This window comes from Rhizobium johnstonii 3841, from assembly GCF_000009265.1.
In the GTDB taxonomy this organism is placed as follows: domain Bacteria; phylum Pseudomonadota; class Alphaproteobacteria; order Rhizobiales; family Rhizobiaceae; genus Rhizobium; species Rhizobium acaciae.
The window spans coordinates 2,489,280-2,514,994 of the sequence record NC_008380.1 but is presented as its reverse complement, the minus strand read 5'-3'; the positions used below and the strand labels follow the sequence as shown (position 1 = coordinate 2,514,994).

The 25,715-nt window shown below is 62.2% G+C and carries 21 protein-coding genes; 3 read left to right on the top strand and 18 right to left on the bottom strand.

What is annotated here, in order from left to right; translation table 11 throughout:
- Nucleotides 1-49: 49 nt before the first annotated feature.
- Nucleotides 50-721, top strand: coding sequence for a DsbA family oxidoreductase (locus RL_RS12320; protein WP_011651958.1), 672 nt, complete (start codon nucleotides 50-52; stop codon nucleotides 719-721).
- Nucleotides 722-738: 17 nt separating this feature from the next.
- Here RL_RS12320 and RL_RS12315 read toward each other — a convergent pair whose 3' ends face one another.
- The 3 genes from RL_RS12315 to RL_RS12305 form a co-directional block, all read right to left on the bottom strand.
- The gene (locus RL_RS12315) at nucleotides 739-1,206 is read right to left on the bottom strand and encodes an OsmC family protein (protein WP_011651957.1); all 468 of its coding nucleotides are present in this window, start codon (nucleotides 1,204-1,206) and stop codon (nucleotides 739-741) included.
- Nucleotides 1,207-1,270: 64 nt separating this feature from the next.
- On the bottom strand, nucleotides 1,271-4,771 hold the full coding sequence (gene mfd / locus RL_RS12310) for a transcription-repair coupling factor (protein ID WP_011651956.1): 3,501 nt from the start codon (nucleotides 4,769-4,771) through the stop codon (nucleotides 1,271-1,273).
- Nucleotides 4,768-5,073: a succinate dehydrogenase assembly factor 2 gene (locus RL_RS12305; protein ID WP_011651955.1), complete on the bottom strand. Its 306-nt coding sequence runs from the start codon at nucleotides 5,071-5,073 to the stop codon at nucleotides 4,768-4,770. Before RL_RS12305 ends, mfd begins: the two co-directional genes overlap by 4 nt.
- A gap of 92 nt (nucleotides 5,074-5,165) precedes the next feature.
- Here RL_RS12305 and recG point away from each other — a divergent pair, with 92 nt between their 5' ends.
- A complete protein-coding gene (gene recG / locus RL_RS12300; protein WP_011651954.1) occupies nucleotides 5,166-7,271 on the top strand; it encodes an ATP-dependent DNA helicase RecG in 2,106 nt (701 codons plus the stop codon).
- Here recG and RL_RS12295 read toward each other — a convergent pair.
- The 14 genes from RL_RS12295 to pcsA form a co-directional block, all read right to left on the bottom strand.
- Nucleotides 7,268-7,975 (bottom strand): DUF502 domain-containing protein, encoded by a 708-nt coding sequence (locus RL_RS12295; RefSeq protein ID WP_011651953.1) that lies wholly within the window; start codon nucleotides 7,973-7,975, stop codon nucleotides 7,268-7,270. The two genes, recG and RL_RS12295, sit on opposite strands and share 4 nt — an antisense overlap.
- A 135-nt stretch (nucleotides 7,976-8,110) precedes the next feature.
- Nucleotides 8,111-9,937: a glutamine--fructose-6-phosphate transaminase (isomerizing) gene (gene glmS / locus RL_RS12290; protein WP_011651952.1), complete on the bottom strand. Its 1,827-nt coding sequence runs from the start codon at nucleotides 9,935-9,937 to the stop codon at nucleotides 8,111-8,113.
- A gap of 109 nt (nucleotides 9,938-10,046) precedes the next feature.
- Entirely contained in the window at nucleotides 10,047-11,408 is a 1,362-nt protein-coding gene (glmU, locus tag RL_RS12285) for a bifunctional UDP-N-acetylglucosamine diphosphorylase/glucosamine-1-phosphate N-acetyltransferase GlmU (protein ID WP_011651951.1), read from the bottom strand.
- A gap of 164 nt (nucleotides 11,409-11,572) precedes the next feature.
- Nucleotides 11,573-12,358 (bottom strand): FadR/GntR family transcriptional regulator, encoded by a 786-nt coding sequence (locus RL_RS12280; protein ID WP_011651950.1) that lies wholly within the window; start codon nucleotides 12,356-12,358, stop codon nucleotides 11,573-11,575.
- A 16-nt stretch (nucleotides 12,359-12,374) separates the two neighbouring features.
- Nucleotides 12,375-13,343 carry a galactofuranose ABC transporter, permease protein YjfF gene (gene yjfF / locus RL_RS12275; RefSeq protein WP_011651949.1) on the bottom strand — a complete coding sequence of 323 codons (969 nt, stop codon included), beginning with the start codon at nucleotides 13,341-13,343 and terminating at the stop codon, nucleotides 12,375-12,377.
- Nucleotides 13,340-14,353, bottom strand: coding sequence for an ABC transporter permease (locus RL_RS12270; protein ID WP_003539589.1), 1,014 nt, complete (start codon nucleotides 14,351-14,353; stop codon nucleotides 13,340-13,342). The genes yjfF and RL_RS12270 overlap by 4 nt, the downstream gene beginning before the upstream one ends.
- A complete protein-coding gene (ytfR, locus tag RL_RS12265) occupies nucleotides 14,350-15,873 on the bottom strand; it encodes a galactofuranose ABC transporter, ATP-binding protein YtfR (RefSeq protein WP_011651948.1) in 1,524 nt (507 codons plus the stop codon). Before ytfR ends, RL_RS12270 begins: the two co-directional genes overlap by 4 nt.
- Before the next feature lie 230 nt (nucleotides 15,874-16,103).
- Complete coding sequence (gene ytfQ, locus RL_RS12260) at nucleotides 16,104-17,066, bottom strand: galactofuranose ABC transporter, galactofuranose-binding protein YtfQ (protein WP_003539585.1); 963 nt, start codon at nucleotides 17,064-17,066, stop codon at nucleotides 16,104-16,106.
- Nucleotides 17,067-17,211: 145 nt separating this feature from the next.
- The gene (locus RL_RS12255; RefSeq protein ID WP_011651947.1) at nucleotides 17,212-18,288 is read right to left on the bottom strand and encodes a BMP family ABC transporter substrate-binding protein; all 1,077 of its coding nucleotides are present in this window, start codon (nucleotides 18,286-18,288) and stop codon (nucleotides 17,212-17,214) included.
- Between the two features lie 50 nt (nucleotides 18,289-18,338).
- A complete protein-coding gene (locus RL_RS12250) occupies nucleotides 18,339-19,259 on the bottom strand; it encodes an ABC transporter permease (RefSeq protein ID WP_011651946.1) in 921 nt (306 codons plus the stop codon).
- A complete protein-coding gene (locus tag RL_RS12245; RefSeq protein WP_011651945.1) occupies nucleotides 19,256-20,341 on the bottom strand; it encodes an ABC transporter permease in 1,086 nt (361 codons plus the stop codon). The genes RL_RS12250 and RL_RS12245 overlap by 4 nt, the downstream gene beginning before the upstream one ends.
- Complete coding sequence (locus tag RL_RS12240; protein ID WP_011651944.1) at nucleotides 20,331-21,899, bottom strand: ABC transporter ATP-binding protein; 1,569 nt, start codon at nucleotides 21,897-21,899, stop codon at nucleotides 20,331-20,333. The genes RL_RS12245 and RL_RS12240 overlap by 11 nt, the downstream gene beginning before the upstream one ends.
- A gap of 39 nt (nucleotides 21,900-21,938) precedes the next feature.
- Complete coding sequence (locus RL_RS12235; RefSeq protein ID WP_011651943.1) at nucleotides 21,939-22,919, bottom strand: quinone oxidoreductase family protein; 981 nt, start codon at nucleotides 22,917-22,919, stop codon at nucleotides 21,939-21,941.
- A 9-nt stretch (nucleotides 22,920-22,928) separates the two neighbouring features.
- The gene (gene pcsA / locus RL_RS12230; RefSeq protein WP_011651942.1) at nucleotides 22,929-23,657 is read right to left on the bottom strand and encodes a phosphatidylcholine synthase; all 729 of its coding nucleotides are present in this window, start codon (nucleotides 23,655-23,657) and stop codon (nucleotides 22,929-22,931) included.
- A 359-nt stretch (nucleotides 23,658-24,016) separates the two neighbouring features.
- On the opposite strand from pcsA, the gene RL_RS12225 reads away from it, so the two are divergent.
- On the top strand, nucleotides 24,017-24,829 hold the full coding sequence (locus tag RL_RS12225; protein ID WP_003539571.1) for a ferredoxin--NADP reductase: 813 nt from the start codon (nucleotides 24,017-24,019) through the stop codon (nucleotides 24,827-24,829).
- Between the two features lie 49 nt (nucleotides 24,830-24,878).
- Here the strand turns inward: RL_RS12225 and RL_RS12220 are convergent, their stop codons facing one another.
- Nucleotides 24,879-25,493: a GntR family transcriptional regulator gene (locus RL_RS12220; protein WP_011651941.1), complete on the bottom strand. Its 615-nt coding sequence runs from the start codon at nucleotides 25,491-25,493 to the stop codon at nucleotides 24,879-24,881.
- Nucleotides 25,494-25,715 lie beyond the last annotated feature (222 nt).

Genomic DNA, 25,715 nt, shown 5'->3' with positions numbered 1-25,715 from the left:
CCGGCTTGAATGTCTCCCTTGGAGACGCATGAGAATAAGGAAAATCATCATGGAGCGTATCACCATCGACGTCGTCTCGGATGTCGTCTGCCCCTGGTGCTATCTCGGCAAGGCGCGGCTGGAGCTCGCCATCGCCGAGGTGCAGGACGTAATCGGCGTCGACATCAACTGGCGGCCGTACCGGCTCAATCCCGACTATCCCAAGGAAGGCGTCGACCAGAAGACGGCGCTGGCGGAGAAGCTCGGCGGCGAGGAGCGCGTGGCGCAGGCGCATAAGATGCTCACCGATTACGGCCGCGAGGTCGGCATCGCCTTCGATTTCGAGGCGATCAAGATCGGCCCGAACACGCTCGATGCGCATCGGCTGATCCACTGGGCGATGATCGAAGGCCGCGAGAAGCAGGACAAGGTCGTTGCCGCGCTGTTCAAGGCGAATTTCGAGGAAGGCCGCAATGTCGGCGACCATGCGGTGCTGCTAGATATCGCCGAAGAGTCAGGCCTCGACCGCTCGGTCATCGCCTCGCTGCTTGCCTCCGATGCCGATCGCGATCTGATCGTCGCCGAGATCAAGGCGGCGCAGGAGATGGGCGTCAACGGCGTGCCGTTCTTCATCTTCGACCAGCAATATGCCGTCAGTGGCGCACAGACGCCTGACGTATTGGCGAACGCGCTGCGCGACATCGCCAAGGCGAAAGCCAAGGCGCGGTCGGGGCTGAACTAACGCCGACGACCCCGGGATCAGCCCAGAACCGGAACGCAGCGCACATCGGTCTTCACCGAATTGGCAATGAAGCATTCGTCGTGAGCGCGATGATGCAGGGCTTCGAGCTCGCTTGACGAGGGCTGTTTCTCACCGCTGAAGACGACATGCGGACGGAGGGTCACGACAGTCATGGCGAGACGGCCTTCGGCATTCTTCTCCATGATGCCCTCGGCGGCATCGGTGTAGCTGTCGACGCAAAAGCGCTGTTTGGCGGCGATCGACAGGAACCAGAGCATGTGGCAGCTGGAGAGCGAAGCGACGAAAGCCTCTTCCGGATCAACGGCATCCTCGGCCGAATAGGGCAGCGGCACGACATGGGCGGAAGAGGACGCCCTCACCTCGATGCCGCCGTCGAAGGTCCAGCGGTGGGCGCGGCTGTAGCGGTTGTCGGTGAAGGTCTCGCCGTTGCGCTGCCAGGCGATCGTTGCGCCGTATGTTGCCATCCTTGTCTCCTTTTTCCACGCAATTCCGGACGCAAAACCGGGGCACAGTTTTGCTGGAATTGCTCTATTTCGCGAATTCGGCCAGCTGCGTCATGATGACGGCAGCGCCCTGCAGGCGTTTTTCCGGCGTCGGCAGGTCGCGGGTCAGGAACAGGCTGTGATCGGGGCGGATCTTCGCCATCGTGCCCTGCTTGCCGATATAACCGACGAGGTTGGCCGGATTGGGGAATTCCTTGTTGCGGAACTGCACGACGACACCCTTCGGGCCGGCATCGAGCTTTTCGACATTGGCGGTGCGGCAGAGCGACTTGATGTAGACGATCTTCAGCAGATGCTGGACTTCGATCGGCATCGGCCCGAAGCGGTCGATCATCTCGGCGCCGAAGCCATCGATCTCCTTGAGCTCGGTAATTTCGCCAAGGCGGCGGTAGAGCGCCATGCGCAGGTGCAAATCGGGCACGTAGCCTTCCGGGATCATCACCGTCGTGCCGACCGAGATCTGCGGCGACCAGCCGGTGTCGTGGATCTCGTCGACACCCTTGACCTCGGCGACCGCCTCTTCCAGCATCTGCTGGTAGAGCTCGAAGCCGACCTCCTTGATATGGCCGGACTGCTCCTCGCCGAGCAGGTTGCCGGCGCCGCGGATATCGAGATCGTGGCTCGCCAGCTGGAAACCGGCGCCGAGCGTATCCAGCGACTGCAACACCTTGAGGCGACGCTCTGCGGTTGCCGTCAGCACCTTATTAACAGGCAGGGTGAAGAGCGCGAAGGCGCGCACCTTCGAACGGCCGACGCGGCCGCGCAGCTGATAGAGCTGGGCAAGGCCGAACATGTCGGCGCGGTGGACGATCAGCGTGTTGGCTGTGGGCACGTCGAGGCCGGATTCGACGATGGTGGTCGAGAGAAGCACGTCGTAGCGGCCTTCATAGAAGGCATTCATGATGTCTTCGAGTTCGCCGGCCGGCATCTGGCCATGGGCGACGGCGACCTTCAGTTCCGGCACATCCGACTGCAGGAAGGCATGCACGTCCTCGAGATCGGCAAGCCTGGGGCAGACATAGAAGCTCTGGCCGCCGCGATAATGCTCACGCATCAGCGTCTCGCGGATGACCAGACTGTCGAAGGGCGAGATGAAGGTGCGCACTGCCATGCGGTCGACCGGCGGCGTGGTGATCAGCGACAGTTCGCGCACGCCGGTCATGGCAAGCTGCAGCGTGCGCGGGATTGGCGTTGCCGACAGCGTCAGCACGTGCACGTCGCTCTTCAGCTCCTTCAGCCGCTCCTTGTGCTTGACGCCGAAATGCTGTTCCTCGTCGATGACCAGCAGACCGAGATTGGCGAATTTGATGCCGGCGCCGAGCAGCGCATGGGTGCCGACGACGATATCCGTCTTGCCTTCCGCCACTTCCTTCTTGGTCAGCGCCAGTTCCTTCGCGCCGACGAGGCGCGAGGCCTGCTGGATGCGCACCGGCAGACCACGGAAACGATCGGAGAAGGTCTTGAAATGCTGGCGGGAAAGCAGTGTCGTCGGCACGACGATCGCGACCTGGGCGCCGTTCATCGCTGCGACGAAGGCGGCGCGCAGCGCCACTTCGGTCTTGCCGAAGCCGACGTCGCCGCAGACGAGGCGATCCATCGGCCGGCCGGCACCGAGATCGGAACGCACCGCTTCGATGGCGTTTTCCTGATCCTCGGTCTCGTCATAGGGGAAGCGGGCGGCGAATTCGTCGTAGAGGCCTTCAGGCGTCGTCAGCATCGGCGCATGGCGCGTCAGGCGCTCGGCGGCAATGCGGATCAGCGCATCGGCCATGTCGAGCAGGCGCTTCTTGAGCTTGGCCTTGCGCATCTGCCAGGCGCCGCCGCCGAGCTTGTCGAGCTGGGCTTCGGTGCCCTCGCCGCCGTAACGCGAGAGAAGATCGATGTTTTCGACCGGCAGGAAGAGCTTGGCCTCGTCGGCATATTGCAGTTCGAGGCAGGCATGCGGCGCGCCTGCGGCCTCGATGGTCCTCAGCCCGATAAAGCGGCCGATGCCGTGTTCGGCGTGGACGACGATCGAGCCCTCGTCGAGGCCTGCCACCTCCGAGATGAAATCGGCGGCGCGCTTGCGGCGCTTGGAGCGGCGCACCATACGGTCGCCGAGGATATCCTGCTCGCCGATGACGACGAGATCGCCGGCCTCGAAGCCGGCTTCGAGACTGAGCACGGCAGCGGCCGCCTCGCCTCTCGCCAGCGAGCCGACATCTTTCAGCGCCTCGATCGGCTTGACCTTTTCCAGGCCGTGTTCGTTCAGCACCTGCAGCAGCCGCTCCAGCGAACCCTCGGTCCAGGCGGTGACGAGCACTTTGGCGCCAGCGGCGCGGCGGTCGGCGATATGCTTGACGACGACGTCGAAGATGTTGATGCGTTCTGCATCGCCGCCGCCTTCGGCATTCGCACGCGCCCAGCGCTGGCCCTGGCGGGCGTCGACATTGACGACCCGCCGCGCCTCGCCCTCATGCTCGTTGAAGGGGCTGATGCGGATCGCGCCGAGCGCGTCGAGGGTTTTTGCGAAAAGCTTGCTGTCGAGATAGAGCTGGCCCGGCGTCACCGGCTTGTAAGGCGTGCCCTGCGTCATCCCCTTGGCCGGCTGGCCGGAGTTCAGGCGGGCGTCGTAATAGTCGAGAACGAGCTTGGAGCGCTCTTCGGCTGCTTCACGCACCGTATGGTCGATGACGATCCGGAAGCCGCTGAGATAATCGAAGACGGTATCGAGCTTTTCGTAGAAAAGCGGCAGCCAGTGCTCCATGCCGGGATAACGGCGACCTTCGGAGACGGCGAGATAGAGCGCGTCGTCGCGGGTGGTCGCGCCGAAAGCGGAGAGGTAATTCTTGCGGAAGCGGCTGATCGTATCCGGGGTCAGCGTCACTTCGCTCATCGGGTTGAGATCGAGGGAGCGCACCTGTCCGATCGTGCGCTGGCTGGCCGGATCGAAGCTGCGGATGCTCTCCAGCGTGTCGCCGAAGAAATCCAGGCGGACCGGCTCTTCGGAACCCGGCACGAAGACATCGAGAATGCCGCCGCGCACGGCATATTCGCCGACCTCGCGAACGGTGGCAACCCGCTCGAAGCCGTTGCGCTCCAGGCGACCGGCGAGATCGTCCATGCGCAGCTGGTTGCCCGGACGAGCCGAAAAGCTCAGGCTTTCGATGACATCCTGCGGCGCCACCTTCTGCAGCATGGCATTGGCCGTGACGAGTACGATTGCCGCATGCGGCTTCTTGCGATGGGCGATGAGGCCGCCGAGTGCGGCCAGCCGGCGAGCCGAGGTGTCGGCGCTCGGCGAGACGCGGTCATAGGGCAGACAGTCCCAGGCCGGCAAGGTGAGAACCGGAATGTCGGGGGCGACGAAGCCCAGCATCTGTTCGAGATCGGCCATGCGGTGGCCGTCGGACATGACATAGGCGACCGGCTCTCCCGTTCGGGCGAGCTCGGCGAGCAGCAGCGTTTCAAGACCTGCCGGCACATTGCCGATCGTCAGCGGCTCGGCAATGGCCGCAAGCTTCTTCGCATCGAAACCAGGGATCATTCCGGCGTCCTGAGGGGCTTGTCAAAATCGGGCTTGTAGGCGGCGATGCGGGCAAACATCGGTGTGTGGAAACGCTCCGGCACCGGCCATGTTCCCATGATCCAGCGGACGAGATCATTGTCCTCTTCGGCCATGATCGTCTCGAACTCGTCGAGCTCGGCTTCCGACAGCATCGCGATCTCGGCCTCGGCGAACTGGCCGAAGACCAGATCCATTTCGCGCAGCCCGCGATGCCAACAGCGGAAAAGGATCCGGCGGCGGCGCGGGTCGAGACCGGCACTCGTGAGCGTGACACCTGTCATGGCATTACCTTCCTGTTGATGCGCCTCTATAGACCCTCGAAAGCGGCTTGTCAGCCTTGCCAAGGCCGCATTGTTCATCGCATTTTGGCCGCATGCGCCCCGCCATTCTCGATCCTCTGTTTTCCCCTATTTCGGGCCTTCCGGGCGTCGGCCCGAAGATCGCCGACCTGCTGGTCAAGCTGCTCGGGCGCGAGACGCTGGAAGATTGCCGGGTCATCGACCTGCTCTTCCACGCGCCCTTTTCGCTGATCGACCGGCGCAACCAGCCTGGAATCGCCCGCGCGCCGCAGGGCGCGATCGTGACGATCACGGCGCGCGTCGACCGCCACCAGGTGCCGCCGGGCGGCAAAAGCAATATCCCCTACCGCGTCTTCCTGCATGACGAGACCGGCGAGCTGACGCTCGTCTTCTTCCGCGGACAGGCGGCGTGGCTGGAAAAGCAGCTGCCTGTTGACGCGGAGGTGACGGTCAGCGGCAAGATCGACTGGTTCAACGGCCGCGCCTCGATGGTGCATCCCGACTATATCGTCAGGGCCGACGAGGCGGAGAGCCTGCCGCTGGTCGAGCCGATCTATCCGCTGACGGCGGGACTTTCGCCGAAGACGCTGCGCAAGATCATCGACGCCGGCCTGCCGCGTTTTCCCGAGCTGCCGGAATGGATCGATCTGGCGCTGACGGAGAAACAAGGCCTGCCGTCGATCCGCGACAGTTTCCACATGCTGCACGAGCCGCGCGATCCCAGCGATATCGACCCGCGGGCCCCTGCCCGGCGGCGGCTTGCCTATGACGAATTCCTCGCCGGCCAGCTGTCGCTGAGCCTGGTGCGGCAGAGGCTGCGCAAGGTGGCCGGCCAGCCGGTCACTGCGACCGGCGCCATCAGCAGCAAGATCCTGAAAACCTTGCCCTTCTCGCTGACCGGCAGCCAGAATGAGGCGATCGCCGAGGTTTTGAAGGATATGGCCGGCAACGAGCGCATGCTGCGGCTGCTGCAGGGCGATGTCGGTTCCGGCAAGACGCTGGTGGCGCTGATGGCGATGGCGGCGGTGATCGAGAGCGGCGGCCAGGCCGTGCTGATGGCGCCGACGGAAATCCTGGCGCGGCAGCACCACGCGACGATCTCGAAATTCGCCGCCTCTGCCGGGCTCGGCATCGAGGTGCTGACCGGGCGCACCAAGGGACGCGAACGGGAAGAAATCCTGGAGCGAATCGCCTCGGGTGCCGCCCAGATCGTCATCGGCACGCATGCGCTGTTCCAGGACAGCGTCGCCTACGCCAATCTGATGCTTGCCGTGGTCGACGAGCAGCACCGTTTCGGCGTGCATCAGCGGCTGCGGCTGACGGCCAAGGGCCTCTCGCCGCATATGCTGGTCATGACGGCGACGCCGATCCCGCGCACGCTGGTGCTCGCCGCCTTCGGCGATATGGACGTCTCCAAGCTCACCGAAAAACCAGCCGGCCGCAAGCCGATCCAGACGATCACCGTGCCGATGGAACGGACCGGCGAAATCGTCGGCCGGCTGCAAAGCGCGATCGCCGAGGGCAAGAAGGCCTACTGGATCTGCCCGCTGGTCGAGGAGTCCGAGGAACTCGACCTGATGTCGGCCGAGGAGCGGCATGCGACGCTGGTCTCAGCACTTGGTCCGGGCATCGGCCTCATCCACGGTCGCATGAGCGGGCCGGAAAAGGACGCGGCGATGATGGCGTTCAAGAATGGCGAGACCCGGCTGCTCGTCGCCACGACCGTCGTCGAGGTCGGTGTCGACGTGCCGGATGCGACGATCATGGTGATCGAACATGCCGAGCGCTTCGGCCTGGCGCAATTGCATCAGCTGCGCGGCCGCGTCGGGCGCGGCGACGAGGCCTCGACCTGCATCCTGCTCTACAAGGGGCCGCTCGGCGAGACCGGCCATGCCAGGCTCTCGATCATGCGCGAGACGGAGGATGGCTTCCGCATTGCCGAGGAGGACCTGAAGCTGCGCGGTGAAGGCGAATTGCTCGGCACACGGCAATCCGGCACGCCAGGCTTCCGCATCGCCAGCCTCGAGGCGCATGCCGATCTCTTGGAAATCGCCCGCACGGATGCGGCTTACCTCATCGAGCGCGATCCGGAGCTGACCACCGAGAGGGGAACGGCGATCCGCACCCTGCTCTATCTTTTCCGCCGCGACGAGGCGATCCGTTTTCTTAGAGCGGGTTAATCAGCCTTGGAAACTGCCACCGGCTTCGGCCGCGGCAAATGCTTCTGCTTGGGATCGGCCGGCTTGTGTTCAGGCGCCACAAGTCCGCCCGAAATCAGGAACTTGGCGGCGTCTTCCGGCGACATATCGAGCATGACGATCTTCTCGCGCGGCACGAAGATGAGAAAGCCGGCCGTCGGCACCGGGGTCGGCGGCAGGAAGACCGCGACCATATCCTGGCCCATCGCATTGAACTTCGAAGCGATTTCGCCCTTGGCGTCGGTGGCGATGAAGATCAGTGCCCAGAGACCGGGACCCGGATATTCGATGAGACCGACCTTCTTGAAGGAGTTTGCCTGTTCCTTCAGCACGGTTTCGAAAATCTGCTTCACGCTTCTGTAGATCGTGCGCACCAGCGGCATGCGCTGAACGATCGATTCGCCGAAACGGACTATGCTCTGGCCAATGAGGTTCTTGCCGAGGAAGCCGACGACGGTGATCAGCACGACGGCGATCAGCAGGCCGAAACCGGGAATGGCGAAATTGAGATAGCTTTCCGGATTCCAGCGCGCCGGAATATAGGGCCGGACCCAGCTGTCCGACCAATGGATGAAAGTCCAGGTCAGCCAGATGGTAATCGCGATCGGCGCGCAGATGATCAGCCCTGCGAGAAAATTATTCCTCAGCCGCGTCGCGACCGGCATTCTGGGGGTGTTGTCGGTCATCGTTTCCTGATGATCTCCATCTCAGTCGTGGACAGGCCGGTACGCCGGCCCTTCCCCCTTGTCCGAAGACCAAAATTGCCAGAATTCGGGGCGCCGCACAATATGTTTCGGCGCGACGGTCCCGGCGTTACAGGCTTATTCCACGGTCACCGATTTCGCCAGGTTGCGCGGCTGGTCGACATCGGTGCCCATGAAGACGGCGGTGTGATAGGCGAGCAGCTGGATCGGCAGCGAGAAGATCATCGGCGCGATGATTTCGTCGACCACTGGCAGGGTAATCGTCGCCATGGTCGGCAGTTTCGAGGCGGCTGCACCGGCCTCGTCAGTGATGAAGATGATGCGGCCGCCGCGGGCTGCGACCTCCTGCATGTTCGAGACGGTCTTTTCGAAGAAACGGTCGTAGGGGGCGATGACGATGACAGGCATGTTCTCGTCGATCAGTGCGATCGGTCCGTGCTTCAATTCGCCGGCGGCATAACCCTCGGCATGGATATAGGAGATTTCCTTGAGCTTCAGCGCGCCTTCCATGGCAAGCGGGAAGCTCGTGCCGCGGCCGAGATAGAGCACGTCCTTGCACTTCGACAGCTCGCGCGACAGGCTTTCCATCTGCGGCTGAATAAGGTTCAGCACCCGGCTCATGATGCGCGGCATTTCGGCGAGATGGCGCACCAGCGCCCTCTCCTCGTCAGCACTCACCGTGCCGCGCGCCTTGCCGGCACCGATCGCCAGCGCTGCCAGCACGGCAAGCTGGCAGGTGAAGGCCTTGGTCGAGGCGACGCCGATTTCGGGGCCGGCCATGATCGGGAAGACGGCGTCGGATTCGCGCGCGATCGTCGATTCGCGAACATTGACGACGGCGCCGATCTTCAACCCATTGTCCCGGCAATAGCGCAAGCATGCCAGCGTATCGGCGGTCTCGCCGGACTGTGAAATGAAGAGCGCTGCCTGCGATGGCGACAGCGGCATTTCGCGGTAGCGGAATTCGGAAGCAACGTCGATCTCGACCGGCAGGCGGGCATAACGCTCGAACCAGTATTTGCCGACGAGGCCGGCGAGATAGGCCGTGCCGCAGGCCGAGATCGCAAGGCCGGTCGCCGCCTTGAAGTCGATCGCGGCGGCGTTGGCGCCGATGGTATTCTCGGCGAAATCGACATAGTGGCTGAGCGCGTGGGAGATGACCTCCGGCTGCTCGTAGATTTCCTTTTCCATGAAGTGGCGGTGGTTGCCCTTGTCGACGACATAGGCGGTCGCCTGCGAGATCTGTCGGGCGCGCTTGACCGGCTTGCCGGCGAAATCGAGCACCGCGACACTGTCGCGGGTGAGGACGGCGCAATCGCCGTCGACGAGATAGGTGATCTCGTTGGTGAAGGGCGAGAGCGCGATCGCGTCCGAGCCGAGGAACATCTCGCCGCGGCCATAGCCGACGGCAAGCGGCGGGCCGGAACGGGCGGCCATGATCGTGCCGGGATCGGCCTTGAGCATGATGGCCAACGCATAGGCACCGGTTACCCGGTTCAGCATCTTCAGCATGGCGGCGCGGGGCTCCAGGCCTTCGCGCAGGTATTTCGCCATTAGATGGGCAACGACTTCGGTGTCGGTCTGGGTTTCGAAGACCGACCCCTCTTCGGTCAGTTCGTCGCGAAGCTCGGAGAAGTTCTCGATGATGCCGTTATGGACGACGGCGACGCCTTCGACGAAATGCGGATGGGCATTGGTCTCGTTCGGAACGCCGTGGGTCGCCCAGCGCGTGTGGGCGATGCCGACGGTGCCGGGCAGCGGTTCGCTGTCGAGGCGCTTTTCCAGATTGAACAGCTTGCCCTCGGCGCGGCGGCGATCCATCACGCCGTCATGAATGGTGGCGACGCCGGCGGAATCATAACCGCGATATTCGAGACGCTTCAGCGCATCGACCAAGCGCCCGGCAACAGGCGCAGTTCCGACGATCCCCACAATGCCGCACATATAGTATCCCCATAAAGGCTTCGACAACGAGGCCAGTCCTAACGATTCCTGCTTATTTCTCAATCACCTCGGCGGTCACTTTCAATTTCCGCCGGTTACGCAAGGCCGGTCAGGCTTTCGCCTTCTTCGCCGCCTTGATGGCGAGCGCACGCTCACGCAGCAGCGTCGCGCGGCCCGTCTTGATTTCCTGCCGGGCTCGGCCGAGCGCCAGTGCATCGGCCGGAACATTGACGGTAATGACGCTGCCGGAGGCGATATAGGCGCCGTCGCCGATCGTCACCGGCGCGACCAGCGAAGAATTGGAACCGATGAAGGCATTTTCGCCGATCACCGTCTCGCTCTTATTGACGCCGTCATAGTTGCAGGTGATCGTGCCGGCGCCGATATTGCTGCCGGCGCCGATGACGGCATCACCGATATAGGTCAGGTGGTTGACCTTGGCGCCCTCGCCGAGCCGGCCGTTCTTGACCTCGCAGAAATTGCCGACCTTCGAACCGGTGCCGAGATCCGCACCGGGCCGCAGCCGCGCAAAGGGTCCGACGGTCGCGCCCTGGCTGACATGCGCGCCTTCGATATGCGAGAAGGCATGGATGACGGCGCCGCTGTCGATCACCGCGCCGGGACCGAAGACGACGTTCGGCTCGATCAGCGCATCCTGGCCGATGACGGTATCATAGGCGAGAAAGACCGTTTCCGGTGCGATCATGGTGACGCCTGAAAGCATCATCTGGTGGCGGCGGCGCTCCTGCCAGAAACGCTCGATGACGGCGAGTTCGGCACGGGTGTTGCAGCCGGTCATCTCGATCTCAGGAGCGTCGACCGCGGTGACGCGTCCGCCAAGCGAACGGGCGATCTCGACGAGATCGGTCAGATAGAATTCACCCTTGGCATTAGCGTTGCCGATGCGCGAGAGAAGATCGAGCGCCTTTCTGCCGTTGATCGCCATCAGCCCGCTATTGCACCAGGTGACGGTGCGCTCGGCATCGGTCGCATCCTTTTCCTCGCGGATGGCGATGAGTTCGCCGTCCTTGACGAGCAGGCGGCCGTAGCCGGTTGGGCGGTCGGTGTGGAAGCCGATGACGACGACATCGCTGCCATCGGCAAGGCCCTGGCGGGCGGCCTTCAGCGGTCCGTCGGTCTGGAGCGGCACATCGCCATAGGTGACGAGGATATCGTCATAACCCTTAGCGATCGCTTCGCGCGCCGCCAGCACCGCGTGGCCGGTGCCGAGGCGTTCCTTCTGCAGAAAGGATTCGATGTCGACGCCGGCGATGCTTGCCGCCTTTGCCACGTCCTCGGCATCACGGCCGACCACAAGGGCGACGGACGAGATGCCGGCGGAGGCAACCGCCTCGACCACATGGGCGATCATCGGTCGTCCGGCGACCGGATGCAGGACCTTCGATTTCGAGGATTTCATCCGCGTGCTGTCACCGGCGGCAAGGATGACGGCAAGACAAGTGCGTTCCATGATTTGCTCCGCGAATCCGCGCCGTGAGGCGGCTTTATCGCCTCATACTGCATAATTCCCTAAATCGGAATCGATTTAAGGATAAAATCTTCCAGCAACTCGAAGTGCTGCAGCGTCCTTCGGAGCTCTCGAAAAGACGCGCGCGCTGTCGATAAGCAAAGCCTTCACAAAGGTGAAATTGCGGCCGAAATCGACCCTATGACGGTTTCGGAACCGCCGGCCGCGAAGGCTTCATGGACATGATGGCGTCCGTCCAGGATGACGTCTTCCATCGCACGGCGCGCGGCGGCGTTATCGCCGGAAACGATCGCATCGACGATGCGCATATGGGTGTCGGCGATATTGGCGAAGCCGTTTTCGGTTGGCGGCGTACTCATGCGGAACATGCCGACGAGAGCCGCTTCGATAAGGCTGCCGAGTGTCCGCATGAAGGGATTGTGCGAGGCTTCGGCGATCGCCAGGTGAAAACGAAGGTCGGCGAGCGCCAGGCTGTCGGCCGTATGACCGGCCGCCGCCATCTCGAGCGCCAGCTCGCGCAGCGTCTCGATCTCCTCGGTATTCGCCCGTTCAGCGACGAGACCGGCGGCGAAGGGTTCGAAGGCGAGACGAATATCGTAGAGCTGCAGCAGGAATTCTTCCGTCACGCCATTGTCGAAGTGCCAGGCGATGATCTCGCTGTCGAACATGTTCCAGAGGTTCTTCTCCGTCACACGCGTGCCGACCCGGGCCTTGGCGACGACCATGCCCTTGGCGGCAAGCGTCTTCATCGTCTCGCGCAACACGGTGCGGGACACTTTGAAACGCTGCGCCAGTTCAGTATCGCCTGGCAGGATCGAGCCGACGGGATAGGTGCCGGCGACGATCGCCTTGCCGAGTTCGTCGACGACCTGAGCGTGGCTGGTCCGCGTTCTGCGCCCCGTTTTGCGTGTCTCGTCCAATTTGTAGCGCAAGCGATCCGTCTCCCCCTCAGGCGTACCTCTTGTTCAGACTGGAAACGAACAGGATGGCTTTCTGCATCAGGATGAATGCAAACAGCAGAAGGCCAATCAGGATCTTGGTCCACCAGCTCGACAGCGTGCCGTCGAAGGTGATGTAGGTCTGAATGAGCCCCTGGATCAGGATACCGATCAAGGTTCCCGCCACGAATCCCGCTCCTCCGGTCAGCAGCGTCCCTCCGATGACGACCGCTGCGATGGCATCGAGTTCGACGCCGACCGCTGCAAGAGAATATCCGGCAGAGGTGTACAGCGAAAAAACGATCCCGGATAGACCCGCCAGAAAGCCTGACAGTGCATAGATCTGGATTGTCGTGCGGCCAACCGGCACGCCCATCAGCCGCGCCGTCTGCGTACCGCCGCCAAGCGCATAGACATTGGTGCCGAAGCGGGTGCGCTGGGCGATGAAGATGCCGACGGCAAAGACCAGAAGCATGATGCCGCCGATCAGCGTCAGCCGCCCGCCGCCGGGCAGACGATAATAGAGGCTCGTCAGCGTCGAATAATATTCGTGGTTGATCGGGATGCTGTCGATCGAGAGCACGAAGGCCATGCCGCGCGCCAGGAACATGCCGGCAAGGGTGACGATGAAGGCCGGCATTTCGAGATAGTGGATGATCGCGCCCATGATACCGCCAAAGGCAGTGGTGATGACGAGCACCAGCGCGAAGGCGAGCAGCGGATGGATCGAAGTGTTCTGCAGGATCACCGCGAGAAAGACGCCGGTAAAGGCGATGACCGAGCCGATCGACAGATCGATGCCGCCCGAAATGATGACGAAGGTCATGCCGACGGCGGCGATGCCGAGAAAGGCGTTGTCGGTCAATAAATTGCCGATGACGCGCGTCGACAGAATGTTCGGATATTGCAGCGCGCAGCCGGCATAGGCGAGCACGAAGATGACGATGGTCGCAAGCAGCGGCAGGTATTTGGAGTTCATTTCGGCTGCTCCCTACCGCCCTGCCGGCGGCTGGCGAAGATGGCGAGCGATTGTACCGCCGGCGACTGGATGACGAGGATGACGATAATGATGACGGCCTTGATGATCAGGTTGAATTCAGGCGGGAAGCCGGCGGACAGGATGCCGGTATTCACCGCCTGGATGATCATTGCGCCGATCAGCGATCCGAGAATGCTGAAGCGGCCGCCGAGCAGCGAATTGCCACCGACGACGACGGCGAGGATCGCGTCGAGTTCCAGCCAGAGGCCGGCATTGTTGGCATCGGCGCCCTTGATGTCGGCTGCGACGATGATGCCCGCAATCGAGGCGCAGATCCCGCTCAGCATATAGACCGCCATCAGCAGCACCGGCGTTTGAATGCCGGAGAGCGTGCTGGCGCGGCGATTGATGCCGACGGCCTCGATCAGCATGCCGAGCGCCGTGCGGCGGACGAGCAGGATGACGAGCAAGCCGACGAGGAACCAGATGACGACAGGCATCGGCAGGAGAGCCAGCGAACCGCTGCCGAAGAAGGTCAGCCCATCATCGTTGAAGGTCAGGATGGCACCTTCGGTGATCAGCTGGGCGATGCCGCGGCCGGCGACCATCAGCACCAGCGTGGCGATGATCGGCTGGATATTGAGGACTGCCACCAGGAACCCGTTCCAGACGCCGCAGGCAAGCCCGATCGCAAGTGTCAGGATAATAGTATAAGCAACTGAATTTCCTGACACAATCGACGAAGCGGCAACGGCGCCGCAGATCGCGATGACCGCACCGACGGACAGGTCGATGCCCTTGGTGGCGATGACCAGCGTCATGCCGATCGCCAGCAGCGCCACCGGCGCGCCACGGTTCAGCACGTCGATCAGGCTGCCATAGAGGCGGTCATTCTGAACCACGACATTAAAAAACTGCGGCGACGTGATGAAATTCAACAGAAGAATGACAACGAGCGCAATCAATTGCGGCGCCAGGCGATATGCCAGCGCTTTCAGCGAGGACCTCATGCATCCTCCATCTTGTGTTCGGCGGCGGCAATGGCTTCGACGATGCCGGCAGCGGTGATACGCTCGCCTGTCAGTTCGGCGATATGCTGCCTGTCGCGCAATACGATGACACGTGAACTATAGGCGACAAGCTCTTCAAGTTCCGAGGAAATCACGATCAGCGACATGCCGCCGGCGCAGAGTTCTTCGATGAGCCGGATGATCTCGGCATGGGCGCCGACATCGATGCCGCGGGTCGGCTCGTCGAGGATCAGGAACTTCGGATTGGTTGCCAGCCAGCGGGCGAGGATCGCCTTTTGCTGATTGCCGCCTGACAGTAGCCGGATCGGCTTCTCGCGATCGGTGGTGCGGATATCGAGCGCCTTGATGTAGCGGTCGGCAAGCGTATTCTGCTCGGCGCGCGACAGCGGCCGCGTCCAGCCGCGGCGGGCCTGCAGCGCCAGTGCGATGTTCTCCCTGATCGACAGGTCGCCGATGATGCCATCGGTCTTGCGGTCCTCGGGGCAAAAGCCGAAGCCTTTTGCGATCGCCGCGCGCGGGCTAGAAATCGTCGCGGGCTGGCCGTCGATCGTGGCGCTGCCGCTGTCGGCATGCTCGATGCCGAAGAGCAGTTCGGCGGTTTCGGTGCGCCCGGAACCGAGCAACCCGGCGACGCCGACAACCTCTCCGGCGCGCACCTCAAGGTCGAATGGTTTGACCTTGCCGCGTTTGCCGTAGCCTGCAAAACGGTATCGGACGTCTCCGGCCGCAAGGCTGCGTTCCCTGACGGTCTCTTCGACATGCGCCAGTTCGCGGCCGAGCATCATGGCGATCAAGCCCTGGCGCGGCAGATCGGCGGCGTCGCGGGTGCCGACCAGCTTGCCGTTGCGCAGCACGGTGATACGGTCGCTGATCGCATAGACCTGCTCGAGAAAATGGGTGATGAAGACGATGCCCAGGCCGCGCTTCTTGAGGTCGTCGATGATGCGGAAGAGCAGCGCCACTTCCTGATTGTCGAGACTTGCGGTGGGCTCGTCGAGGATCAGCACCTTGCCGGAGAGATCGACGGCACGGGCGATGGCAACCACCTGCTGGACGGCGACGGAGAAACGGCCGAGTTCGGCGGTGACGTCGATATCGACGCCGTAGCCGGAGAGCAGGTCGCGTGCCTTGCGGTTCATCGCACGCACGTCGGTCATGCCGAAGCGCCTCGGCTGGCGGCCGAGAAAGAGATTTTCGGCAATGCTCAGATTGGCCAGCAGGTTGACCTCCTGGTAGACCGTGCCGATGCCGAGCTTCTGGGCGGCGAGCGTATTGGCCGGATTGATTTCCTGGCCGTCCAGCGTCAGGCTGCCCTCGTCACGATGATAGGCGCCGGTGATGCACTTGATCAGCGTCGACTTGCCGGCGCCGTTTTCGCCCAGCAACGCATGCACCTCGCCTCTGCGGAGCGTGAAATCGACCTTGTCCAGCGCCACTGCGCCGGGAAAGAATTTCGATATTCCGGAAGCCGCGAGAACGTTCTCGAAATCGTGAATCATAAGGGTCTGTTTTCCTGATATTGACGCCAAAAGCCGCGCCGCGGCCGGACATGACGTCCCAAGGCGGCAAAGGCTGTTCCGCACCGGTCCATGACGGGCCGGTGCGGTTCTACAGCGCCGCCTCGTCTTTTCGAGAGGCATAGAGGACGCTGTAGCGCTTTGAATTGCCGCATGATTTTATCCAGAAATCGAATGCCGATTTAAGGAATATGCAGCGGTGTCACATCAGATCAGTAGCCCTGACCCTTCTTCTCTTCGTAGACCTTCATCGGCTCGTCGGCCGGCGTGTAGAGCTTCGACTCGGTCTGGATCCACTTGGCCGGAGCCTTCTTGTCCTTCAGATAGGCTTCGAGCGCATCGAAGGCCGGACCTGCCATATTCGGCGTCAGCTCGACCGTGGCATTGGCCTCGCCTTCGGACATGGCCTTGAAGATATCGGGCACGGCGTCGATGGAGACGACGAGGATATCCTTGCCGGGCTTCAGGCCGGCTTCCTTGATCGCCTGGATGGCGCCGACAGCCATGTCGTCGTTATGGGCGTAGAGAGCGCAGATATCCTTGCCGCCATTCTCGGCCTTCAGGAAGCTTTCCATGACTTCCTTGCCCTTGGTGCGGGTGAAGTCACCGGTCTGGCTGCGAACGATCTTGAGGTTGTCGTGGCCGGCAAGAGCCTCCTCGAAGCCCTTCTTGCGGGCGATGGCCGGCGACGAACCGGTGGTGCCCTGAAGCTCGACGACATTGCACTTCTTGTCGCCGACGGTCTTGACCAGGAAGTCGCCTGCGACCTTGCCTTCATGGACCAGATCCGACGTCACCGCCGTCAGGTAGAGATCGTCGGGAGCCTTGATGGTACGGTCGAGAAGGATGACCGGGATTTCGGCTTCCTTGGCTTCCTTGAGAACGTCGTCCCAGCCGGTTTCGACGACCGGAGCAATGAGAATGGCATCGACGCCCTGAGCAATGAAGGAGCGCAGAGCCTTGATCTGGTTTTCCTGCTTCTGCTGCGCATCGGCAAACTTCAGATCGATGCCGCGCTTCTTGGCCTGTTCCTTGGTCACGGTCGTTTCAGCCGCACGCCAGCCCGATTCCGAGCCGATCTGCGAGAAGCCGACAGTGAGGCCGGCGGCCGAAGCCGAACCGAACATGCAGGCAGCCAGAATCGTGGCACTCAAAAGTGCAGTCTTCAATTTCATGATTTCCTCCCAATGCCGCATCTCGCGGCGCAGGGTCAAAAAATCATATAGTATTACTTTTGTAAATCGGAATCTTGGGATGCATTGCAGCAAAAAAAGAGCGCCCAAAAGGGCGCTCTTCGCATCCGCGAGATGGCTTGCGGGATTATTTACCCGGCAGCTTGTCGTCCACACCTTCGACATAGAAGTTCATGCCGAGCAGCGTTCCGTCATCGGCCTTCTCGCCGGCCTTCAACCAGGGCGTGCCGTCCTGCTTGTTGATCGGGCCGGTGAAGGGATGCAGTTCGCCTGATTTGATCTTGGCTTCGGTCTCCTCGGCGAGTTTCTTCACGTCGTCGGGCATGTTGGTATAGGGCGCCATCGTCAGGATGCCGTCCTTGAGGCCATCCCAGCTCTGCTCTGACTTCCAGGTGCCGTCGAGAAGCGCCTTGACGCGCTTGACGTAATAATTGCCCCAGGTGTCGATGATCGCGGTTAGCTGGACGTTCGGACCAGCCTTGATCATGTCGGAAGCCTGGCCGAAGGCCTTGACGCCGCGCTGCTCGGCGACCTGCATTGGAGCGGTCGTGTCCGTGTGCTGGGTGAGGATATCGACGCCCTGGTCGATCAGCGCCTTGGCGGCATCGGCTTCCTTGCCCGGGTCGAACCAGGTGTTGACCCAGATAACCTTCATCTTGAAGTTCGGATTGACCGACTTGGCGCCAGTTTCGAAGGCATTGATGCCCATCACCACCTCGGGGATCGGGAAGGAGGCGATATAGCCGGCCGTGCCGGTTTTCGAGAGCTTGCCGGCGATAATGCCACTGATGTAGCGGCCTTCATAGAAGCGGGAATTGTAGGTCGCGACATTGTCGGCGGCCTTGAAGCCTGTCGCATGCTCGAACTTCACTTTCGGGAACTTCTTGGCGACGGCAATAGTCGGGTCCATGAAGCCGAAGGACGTGGTGAAAATCAGCGAGCAACCGGAGCGGGCCATGCGCTCGATCGCGCGTTCGGCATCCGGGCCTTCCGGGACGCTTTCGAGGTAGGGCGTCTCGATCTTGTCGCCGAATTCCTTCTCGAGCTGGAGGCGGCCGTTCTCATGGGCCTGCGTCCAGCCGCCGTCGGTGCGGGTGCCGACATAAACGAAGCAGACCTTGGTCTTGTCAGCCGCCTCGGCGGCCGAACCGATGCTCAGGACGAGGGCAGCTGTCGCTGCGAGAGCAAGTGCAAGTTTTTTCATATTGATCCCTGTTGGTTGGAAGTTTCGAAACCCGTCTTATTTGTTGTTGTTCACCGGTCCGGCACGAAAGCTTTGCCGAGCGAGGCCGGCGTATTGATCAACGTCGTGCGCCGATTATGCGAGATGATGATGAGGACCACAACTGTCGCCGCATAGGGCAGCATCGAGAGGAACTGTGAGGGAATGCCGATGCCGAAGGCCTGCGCGTGCAGTTGCAGGATCGTTACCGCCCCAAAGAGATAACCGCCGGCCAGCAGGCGCCAGGGCCGCCAGGAAGCGAAGACGACGAGCGCCAGCGCGATCCAGCCACGCCCGCCTGACATGTTCTCTGTCCATTGCGGCGTATAGATCAGCGACAGCTGCGCACCGGCAAGGCCGGCGCAGGCGCCGCCGAACATCACGGCGAGGTAGCGCATGCGGATGACGTCGATACCGAGCGCATGCGCCGAGGCGTGATTGTCGCCAATGGCGCGGATCTTCAGGCCGGTGCGACTCTTGAAGAGGAACCAGTTGACGGCGATAACGAGCAGGATCGACAGGTAGAAGATCAGATCCTGCTTGAAGAGGACCGTTCCAACATAGGGAATGGCCGAAAGCAGCGGGATTTCGATCGGCAGCAGCCGGACGCCGGGCGCCCCGACGAAGGCCTCGCCGAGCATGCCGGAGGCGCCGAGGCCAAGGATCGTCATCGCAAGGCCTGTCGCCACCTGATTGGCGACAAGCGTCAACGTCAGGAAGGCGAAGAGCAGCGAAAACAGCGCGCCGCTGACGACGCCGCCGACAATGCCGATATAGGCCGAGCCGGTGAGCTGTGCCGTGGCAAAGGCACCGACCGCGCCCATGATCATCATGCCCTCGACACCGAGATTGAGAACGCCGGAGCGCTCGGTCACCAGTTCGCCGAGTGCGGCGATGACGAGCGGCGTGGAGGCGGTGATGACAGTCAACAGAATGGCTTCGAAGATGCTCATGCCGCCCTGCCCCTTACCCGCGACCAGACCAGGCGGATTTTGTAATAGATCAGCGTATCGCACGACAGCACGAAGAAGAGCAGCAGCCCCTGGAAGACGCGGGTGACCTTGTCGGAAAGGCCGAGCGAAAGCTGAGCTGCCTCGCCGCCGAGATAGGTCAGCGCCAGCACCAGGCCCGATGCGATGATGCCGAGCGGATTGAGGCGGCCGAGGAAGGCGACGATGATGGCGGTGAAGCCGTAGCCCGGCGAGATCGCCGGCTGCAGGTGACCGATTGAGCCGGAGACCTCGGCTATCCCGGCAAGGCCGGCAAGAGCGCCAGAGAAGAGAAAGCTGAACCAGATCATCTTCTTCGACGAGAAGCCGGCAAAGCGCCCTGCCCGCTCCGATTGGCCGAGCACGACGATCTCGAAGCCTTTCAGCGTATAACGCAGCATGAACCAGGCGCCGACCGCCGCCATGATGGCGAAGATGAAGGCCCAATGGGCGCGGCCCGACTCTTCCCAGATCGCCGGCAGCACTGCTTCCGGCGCGAAATCACGCGAAACCGGAAAGTTGAAGCCCTTCGGATCGCGCCAGGCGCCGCGGATCAGCCAGTCAAGGAAGAGCTGGGCGATATAGACCAGCATCAGCGATGTCAGGATCTCATTGGTGTTGAAATGCGCCTTCAGCAGCGCCGGAATGGCGGCGAAGAGCGCACCGCCGAGCGCGCCCAATATCAGCATCAGCGGCAGCACCAGCGGCGAATGCCAGTCGTAGAAGATGATCGGCAGGTAAGAGCCGGTGATGGCGCCAATGGTGAACTGGCCTTCGGCGCCGATATTCCAGTTGTTCGAGCGATAACAGACGGCCAGGCCGACGGCGATCAGGATCAGGGGCGCGGCCTTGATCGCCAGCTCGTGCAGCGACCAGACCTCCAGCAGCGGCTCGATGAAGAAGGCTTCCAGTGCGGCGACCGGATCCTTGCCGAGCATGGCGAACATGATGGCGCCGAACACCAGCGTCAGGACAAGGGCCAAGAGCGGCGATACGAAGGCGTAGAGCTTCGAGACGTCGGGGCGTTTTTCGAGTTCAATGCGCATGGGGCGCCTCCGGAGCAGAGCTGCTCTCGTGCAGGCCGCCCATCAGCAGGCCGATCTTTTCACGCGTCAGTTCGCCCGCCGGGAACGGACGGGAAAGACGACCTTCGGAGATGACGGCAATATCGGTCGCCACTTCGAAGATCTCGTCGAGATCCTGACTGATGACGACGACGGCCGAACCGCTTCTTGCAAGATCCACCAAGGCCTGGCGGATGCGGCTCGCCGCCCCGGCATCGACGCCCCAGGTCGGCTGGTTGACGACGAGCACCGCCGGCTGGCGATCGAGCTCGCGCCCGACGATGAACTTCTGCAGGTTCCCGCCGGACAGCGAGCCGGCGGCCGGATCATCGCCGCTCTTGCGGACATCCATGGCCTCGGAAATGCGCCTTGCGGCGGATTTCACCGCAGCCTGGCGGATGATGCCGAAGAGGCCCAGAAACGCCTTGCGGTCCGACTGGCTGCGGGCAAGGACGAGATTGTCCGACAGTTTCATGGCGGAGACGGCGGCATGGCCGTGGCGCTCCTCCGGCACGAAGCCGGCGCCCAAAAGACGGCGGGCGGTAATGCCCTGGTTGCCGACCGGCTTCTTGCGGATGACGATCGCCTCGGCCGAGGCGACCGGATATTCGCCCGACAATGCGTCGAAGAGCTCGCTCTGGCCGTTGCCCGCGACACCGGCAATGGCGAGGATTTCGCCGGAGCGCACCGCCATCGACACATCGCGCAGCGCCATGGCGAAAGGGGTGCGCGCGGCAACGGAAAGACTGGCGACGGCAAGCTGCACCTCGCCCCTGTCGCTGCGCTCCGGATGTGTCACGGTCGCCACTTCGCTGCCGACCATCATGCGGGCGAGCGAGGCCGGCGTTTCCCGTTTCGGATCGCAGGCGCCGGTCACACGGCCATGGCGCAGCACGGTGGCGCGATCGCAGATGCGCTGCACCTCTTCCAGGCGGTGGCTGATATAAAGAACCGAACGCCCCTCGGCGCGCAGCTTGAACAGCGTCTCGAACAGCCTGTCGGCCTCCTGCGGCGTCAGCACCGAGGTCGGCTCGTCGAGGATAATCAGCTTCGGGTTCTGCAGCAGCGCGCGGACGATCTCGATGCGCTGGCGCTCGCCGACCGAGAGATCGGCGACATGGGCATGCGGGTCGAGCGGCAGGCCGTAGGCGACGGACAGCGCCCTCGCCTCCTCGGCGATCCTGTCGATCGGGATGGCGTCATCGAGCGACAGGGCGATGTTTTCGGCAACCGTCAGCGCCTCGAACAGCGAAAAATGCTGGAAGACCATGCCGATGCCGAGCTTGCGGGCTTCACCGGGCGAGGCGATCGCGACCGGCTGGCCCTGCCAGAGGATATGCCCGCCCGTCGGCTCGAGAACGCCGAACAGCATCTTCACCAGGGTGGATTTGCCTGCACCATTTTCGCCGAGAAGCGCATGAATTTCGCCCGGCGCTATATCGAGATCGATTTCATTGCAGGCGGCAAAGCCACCGAAGAACTTCGTCAGCTTCTGGACCGATAATAACGCACCGGAATCCGGCACATTCAATGGCGACACGTTCCCCTCATTTCTTCTGCCAACCGGTCCGTTCGGATCTCATGGAATCAGCAGCGTCGTTCCTGTTGTTTTTCTTGTTTCCAGATCCGCATGAGCCTGCCCAACCTCACGCAGCGGATAGGTTTGATTGATATTGATACGCACTTTGTTGCTTTGCACAATATCAAATAGCGCTTTGGCACTGTCGATCAGTTCCTGACGCGCAGCGATATAGGTGAAGAGCGTCGGCCGCGTCGCAAAGAGCGAGCCCCTCTGCGCCAGAGCCGCAAGGGTGAAATTCTCGATCGGACCGGAAGATTGGCCGAAGGAGGCAAAAAGGCCGCGCGGTTTCAGACAATCGAGCGACTGTGGAAAAGTATCCCGGCCGATCGAATCGTAGACGACATCCACGCCCTTGCCGCCGGTGATGTCGCGGACACGGTCGACGAAGCTGTCGCTCTTGTAGTTGATCACATGGTCGTAGCCATGGGCGAGCGCCAGCTCGATCTTGTCTTCGGAGCCCGCCGTGCCGATGACGGTGGCGCCGAGCGCCTTTGCCCATTGGCCGGCGATCAGGCCGACGCCGCCGGCAGCGGCGTGGAACAGCAGGACCGTCTGCGGGCCGACCTTGAAGGTGCGGTTCAAGAGATATTCGGCTGTCATGCCCTTCAGCATCATCGCCGCTGCGGTCTCGAGCTCTATGCCGTCAGGCACATGCACCAGATGCCGCGTCTCGACATTGCGTCCGGCGCTATAGGCGCCGTCGGCGCCGGCATAGGCGACACGGTCGCCGACCTTGAAATCCTCGACGCCGGGGCCGACCGATGTCACGGTGCCGGCACCCTCCTTGCCGGTGACGAAGGGCAGATGCGGCGCCTTGTAGGTGCCGTTGCGGAAATAGACGTCGATGAAATTAAGCCCGACCGCCGCCTGCCTGATCTGCACTTCGCCCGCCGAGGGCGAGGGAAGATCGATCTCGACATAGTCGAAAACCTCCGGCCCGCCCGTCCTCGAAAATGAAACCGCCTGCGTTTTGGTCATCTGCCTATCCTAAGTTTCGCGTCCAAGGGCGGGGAAGAATTGCAGCACCGCGCCGATGACGTAAAGATAGGCTCCGGTCACGATGAAGAGAATGAGCGCCCATTCGGGTGTGTCGAAATGCATCAGCAGCGAAAAAATGCCGAGTGCCGACCACAGGAAAAAGACGCCGAGGTTGAGCGGGCGCAGCCTTTTGACCCGGACCGGGTGGAGGAAATTGATCGGCAGGAAGGTCAGCACCACCGAAACGATGACAACAGTAAGCGCCGTCGTGGCGCTGGCATCGATGACGAACAGCGTGAAGACGATCATGTTCCAGACGACGGGGAAACCGGAGAAGAAATACTCGTCCGTCTTCATGCCCATATCGGCATAGTAGATGGCGCTGGAGACGACGATCATGCCGGCGGCGACGAAGGACCAGGGCTCGCCGATCATGCCGCTCTGATAGAGCGCGAAGGCCGGCAGAAGCACATAGGTAACGTAATCGATGATATTGTCGAGCGTATCGCCCGACCAGTTCGGCAGCACTTCCTTGACACGCACCTTGCGGGCGATCGGCCCGTCTATGCCGTCGACGAGAAGGGCAAGGCCCAGCCACCAGAACATGTCGATGAAGCGGTGCTCGGCGGCGGCGACGACGCCGAGAAAGGCAAGGAAAGAGCCGGATGCCGTCAGGATATGGACGGAAAAGGCACGCATCTCCGCATAAGGAACACGCTTGTAGTTGAAAATCTTCATATTCCCCCGACCGCCCTATCGCGCTCGCCCCGGCAAGCATCTTTTTTTTCGCTACCATCGCCGGACCCTGTTGCTGAATCGGGTTCGACGCCGTAGGTCTTTGTTGTCGCACCGTTTTTGCCGAAAACCGGCATCCGTTTCCGGCGTGCTGCTCTAATATGCATCCTTTGCCGGGCTTCGCCAGCGGGAAATACGACATTCTCCGCCTGCCCCCCTGCTCCCCATTGAATCCTGACAATGACATGCATATTTCCCTTTAGAAGCGTCGCGTGGAATGGAATGCCTTTAATTCTGGCCGGATTTGTAATATCTCGCTCGCATACGACTGTTCATCCGACGAAACGGGATCCGCTACCGAAATGAACGCGCCTGCAAAGACCGAAGACTTCGCCTTGTCCATCCCCGCCGGCGTCTATGCCGAGACGGTGCTCGATGTCACGCACTATACCGACCGGCTCTTCCGCTTCACGATGACCCGGCCGCAGGGCTTCCGTTTTCGTTCCGGCGAATTCGCGATGATCGGCCTGATGGTCGAGGGCAAGCCGGTGTTCCGCGCCTATTCGATCGCCAGTCCCGCCTGGGCCGAAGAGCTTGAATTCTTCTCGATCAAGGTGCCGGACGGCCCGCTCACTTCCCATCTGCAGGCGATCAAGCCGGGCGACCAGGTGCTGATGCGCAAGAAGCCGACGGGCACGCTGGTGCTCGATGCGCTGACGCCCGGCCGTCGTCTCTACATGTTCTCGACGGGAACGGGCATTGCGCCTTTCGCCAGCCTGATCCGCGATCCCGAGACCTATGAGAAGTTCGAGGAAGTCATCCTCACTCATACGACACGCGATGTCGCCGAGCTGAAATACGGCTTCGACCTCGTGCACGAGATCCAGAACGACGAGTTGCTGAAGGAGGTCGTCGGCGACAAGCTGCGCCACTATCCCACAGTCACGCGCGAGGATTTCGAATATCGCGGCCGCATCACCGACCTGATCTCTTCCGGCAAGCTGTTCACCGATCTCGGTGTGCCGCCGCTCGACCCGGTGATCGACCGCGGCATGATCTGCGGTTCCTCGGCCATGCTGAAGGATACCAAGGAACTGCTCGAGAAGGCCGGTCTCGATGAAGGCGCCAACAGCAAGCCCGCCGAATTCGTCATCGAGCGCGCTTTCGTCGGCTAAAACATTTCTGACAATCAGACCTGTAGCGGCTCCGGAAACGGAGCCGTTTCTATGTCTGGCTGAGGTAATCGATCAGCACCGCCATGGTGACGCGTGCTTCATCCCGCCTGCCCTGATGGATGGCGCGGATGACGGCGACGTGTAGCGCGATGGCGCGATCCATGCGCTCCGGGCTTGCCTTGGAGTACCAGAGGCGACGTGAATGGGTCTGCACCGGGCCGAGTGCTGCCGTGATGAAGCCGTTCGGGCAGGCATCCTCGAGGATTTCGTCGAAGGCCTTGTCGGCGGCGAAGAAGCCGGCGAGATCGCCGGTGACGGCGCATTCCTCCATCGCGCGGGCGCAATCGACGAGGCGCGCGCGCTGCTCGTCGCTCGCATGTTCAGCAACAAGGCTTGCCGCGATCGGCTCCAGTTCGCGGCGCACCTGCATGACATTGCCATGATCCTCAGCCGCGATCTCGGCGATCTGCAACCCGACGCGCGGCTTGACCAGGATCAGCCCCTGCCAGGCGAGCTTCTGGATCGCCTCGCGCACCGGTGTCCGCCCATGGCCCGCCATATCGATCAGCTGCTTTTCAGTGACAAGCGCGCCGGGCTTCAACGCCAGCGTCACGATCAGATGCTCCAGCGCGAGATAGGCAAGATGGCTCTGAGACGTCTGCAATATGGAGCTCCGTCGTCAAGTCTGATATATCACATAGTGACACGGCTAAAAACCGAAGACAAGTCGGCATTGAAATATCAGAATAGAGACAGATAGATAACATAGGCGAGGTTGCCGAAAATCGGCGAATGGCATTGCCGGCACGGGCGTCTATGCCGTGAATGGCTCCTGCCGACCACCCCACTCTCTGTCGTACCGGCCTTGAGCCGAGCATCCACCACG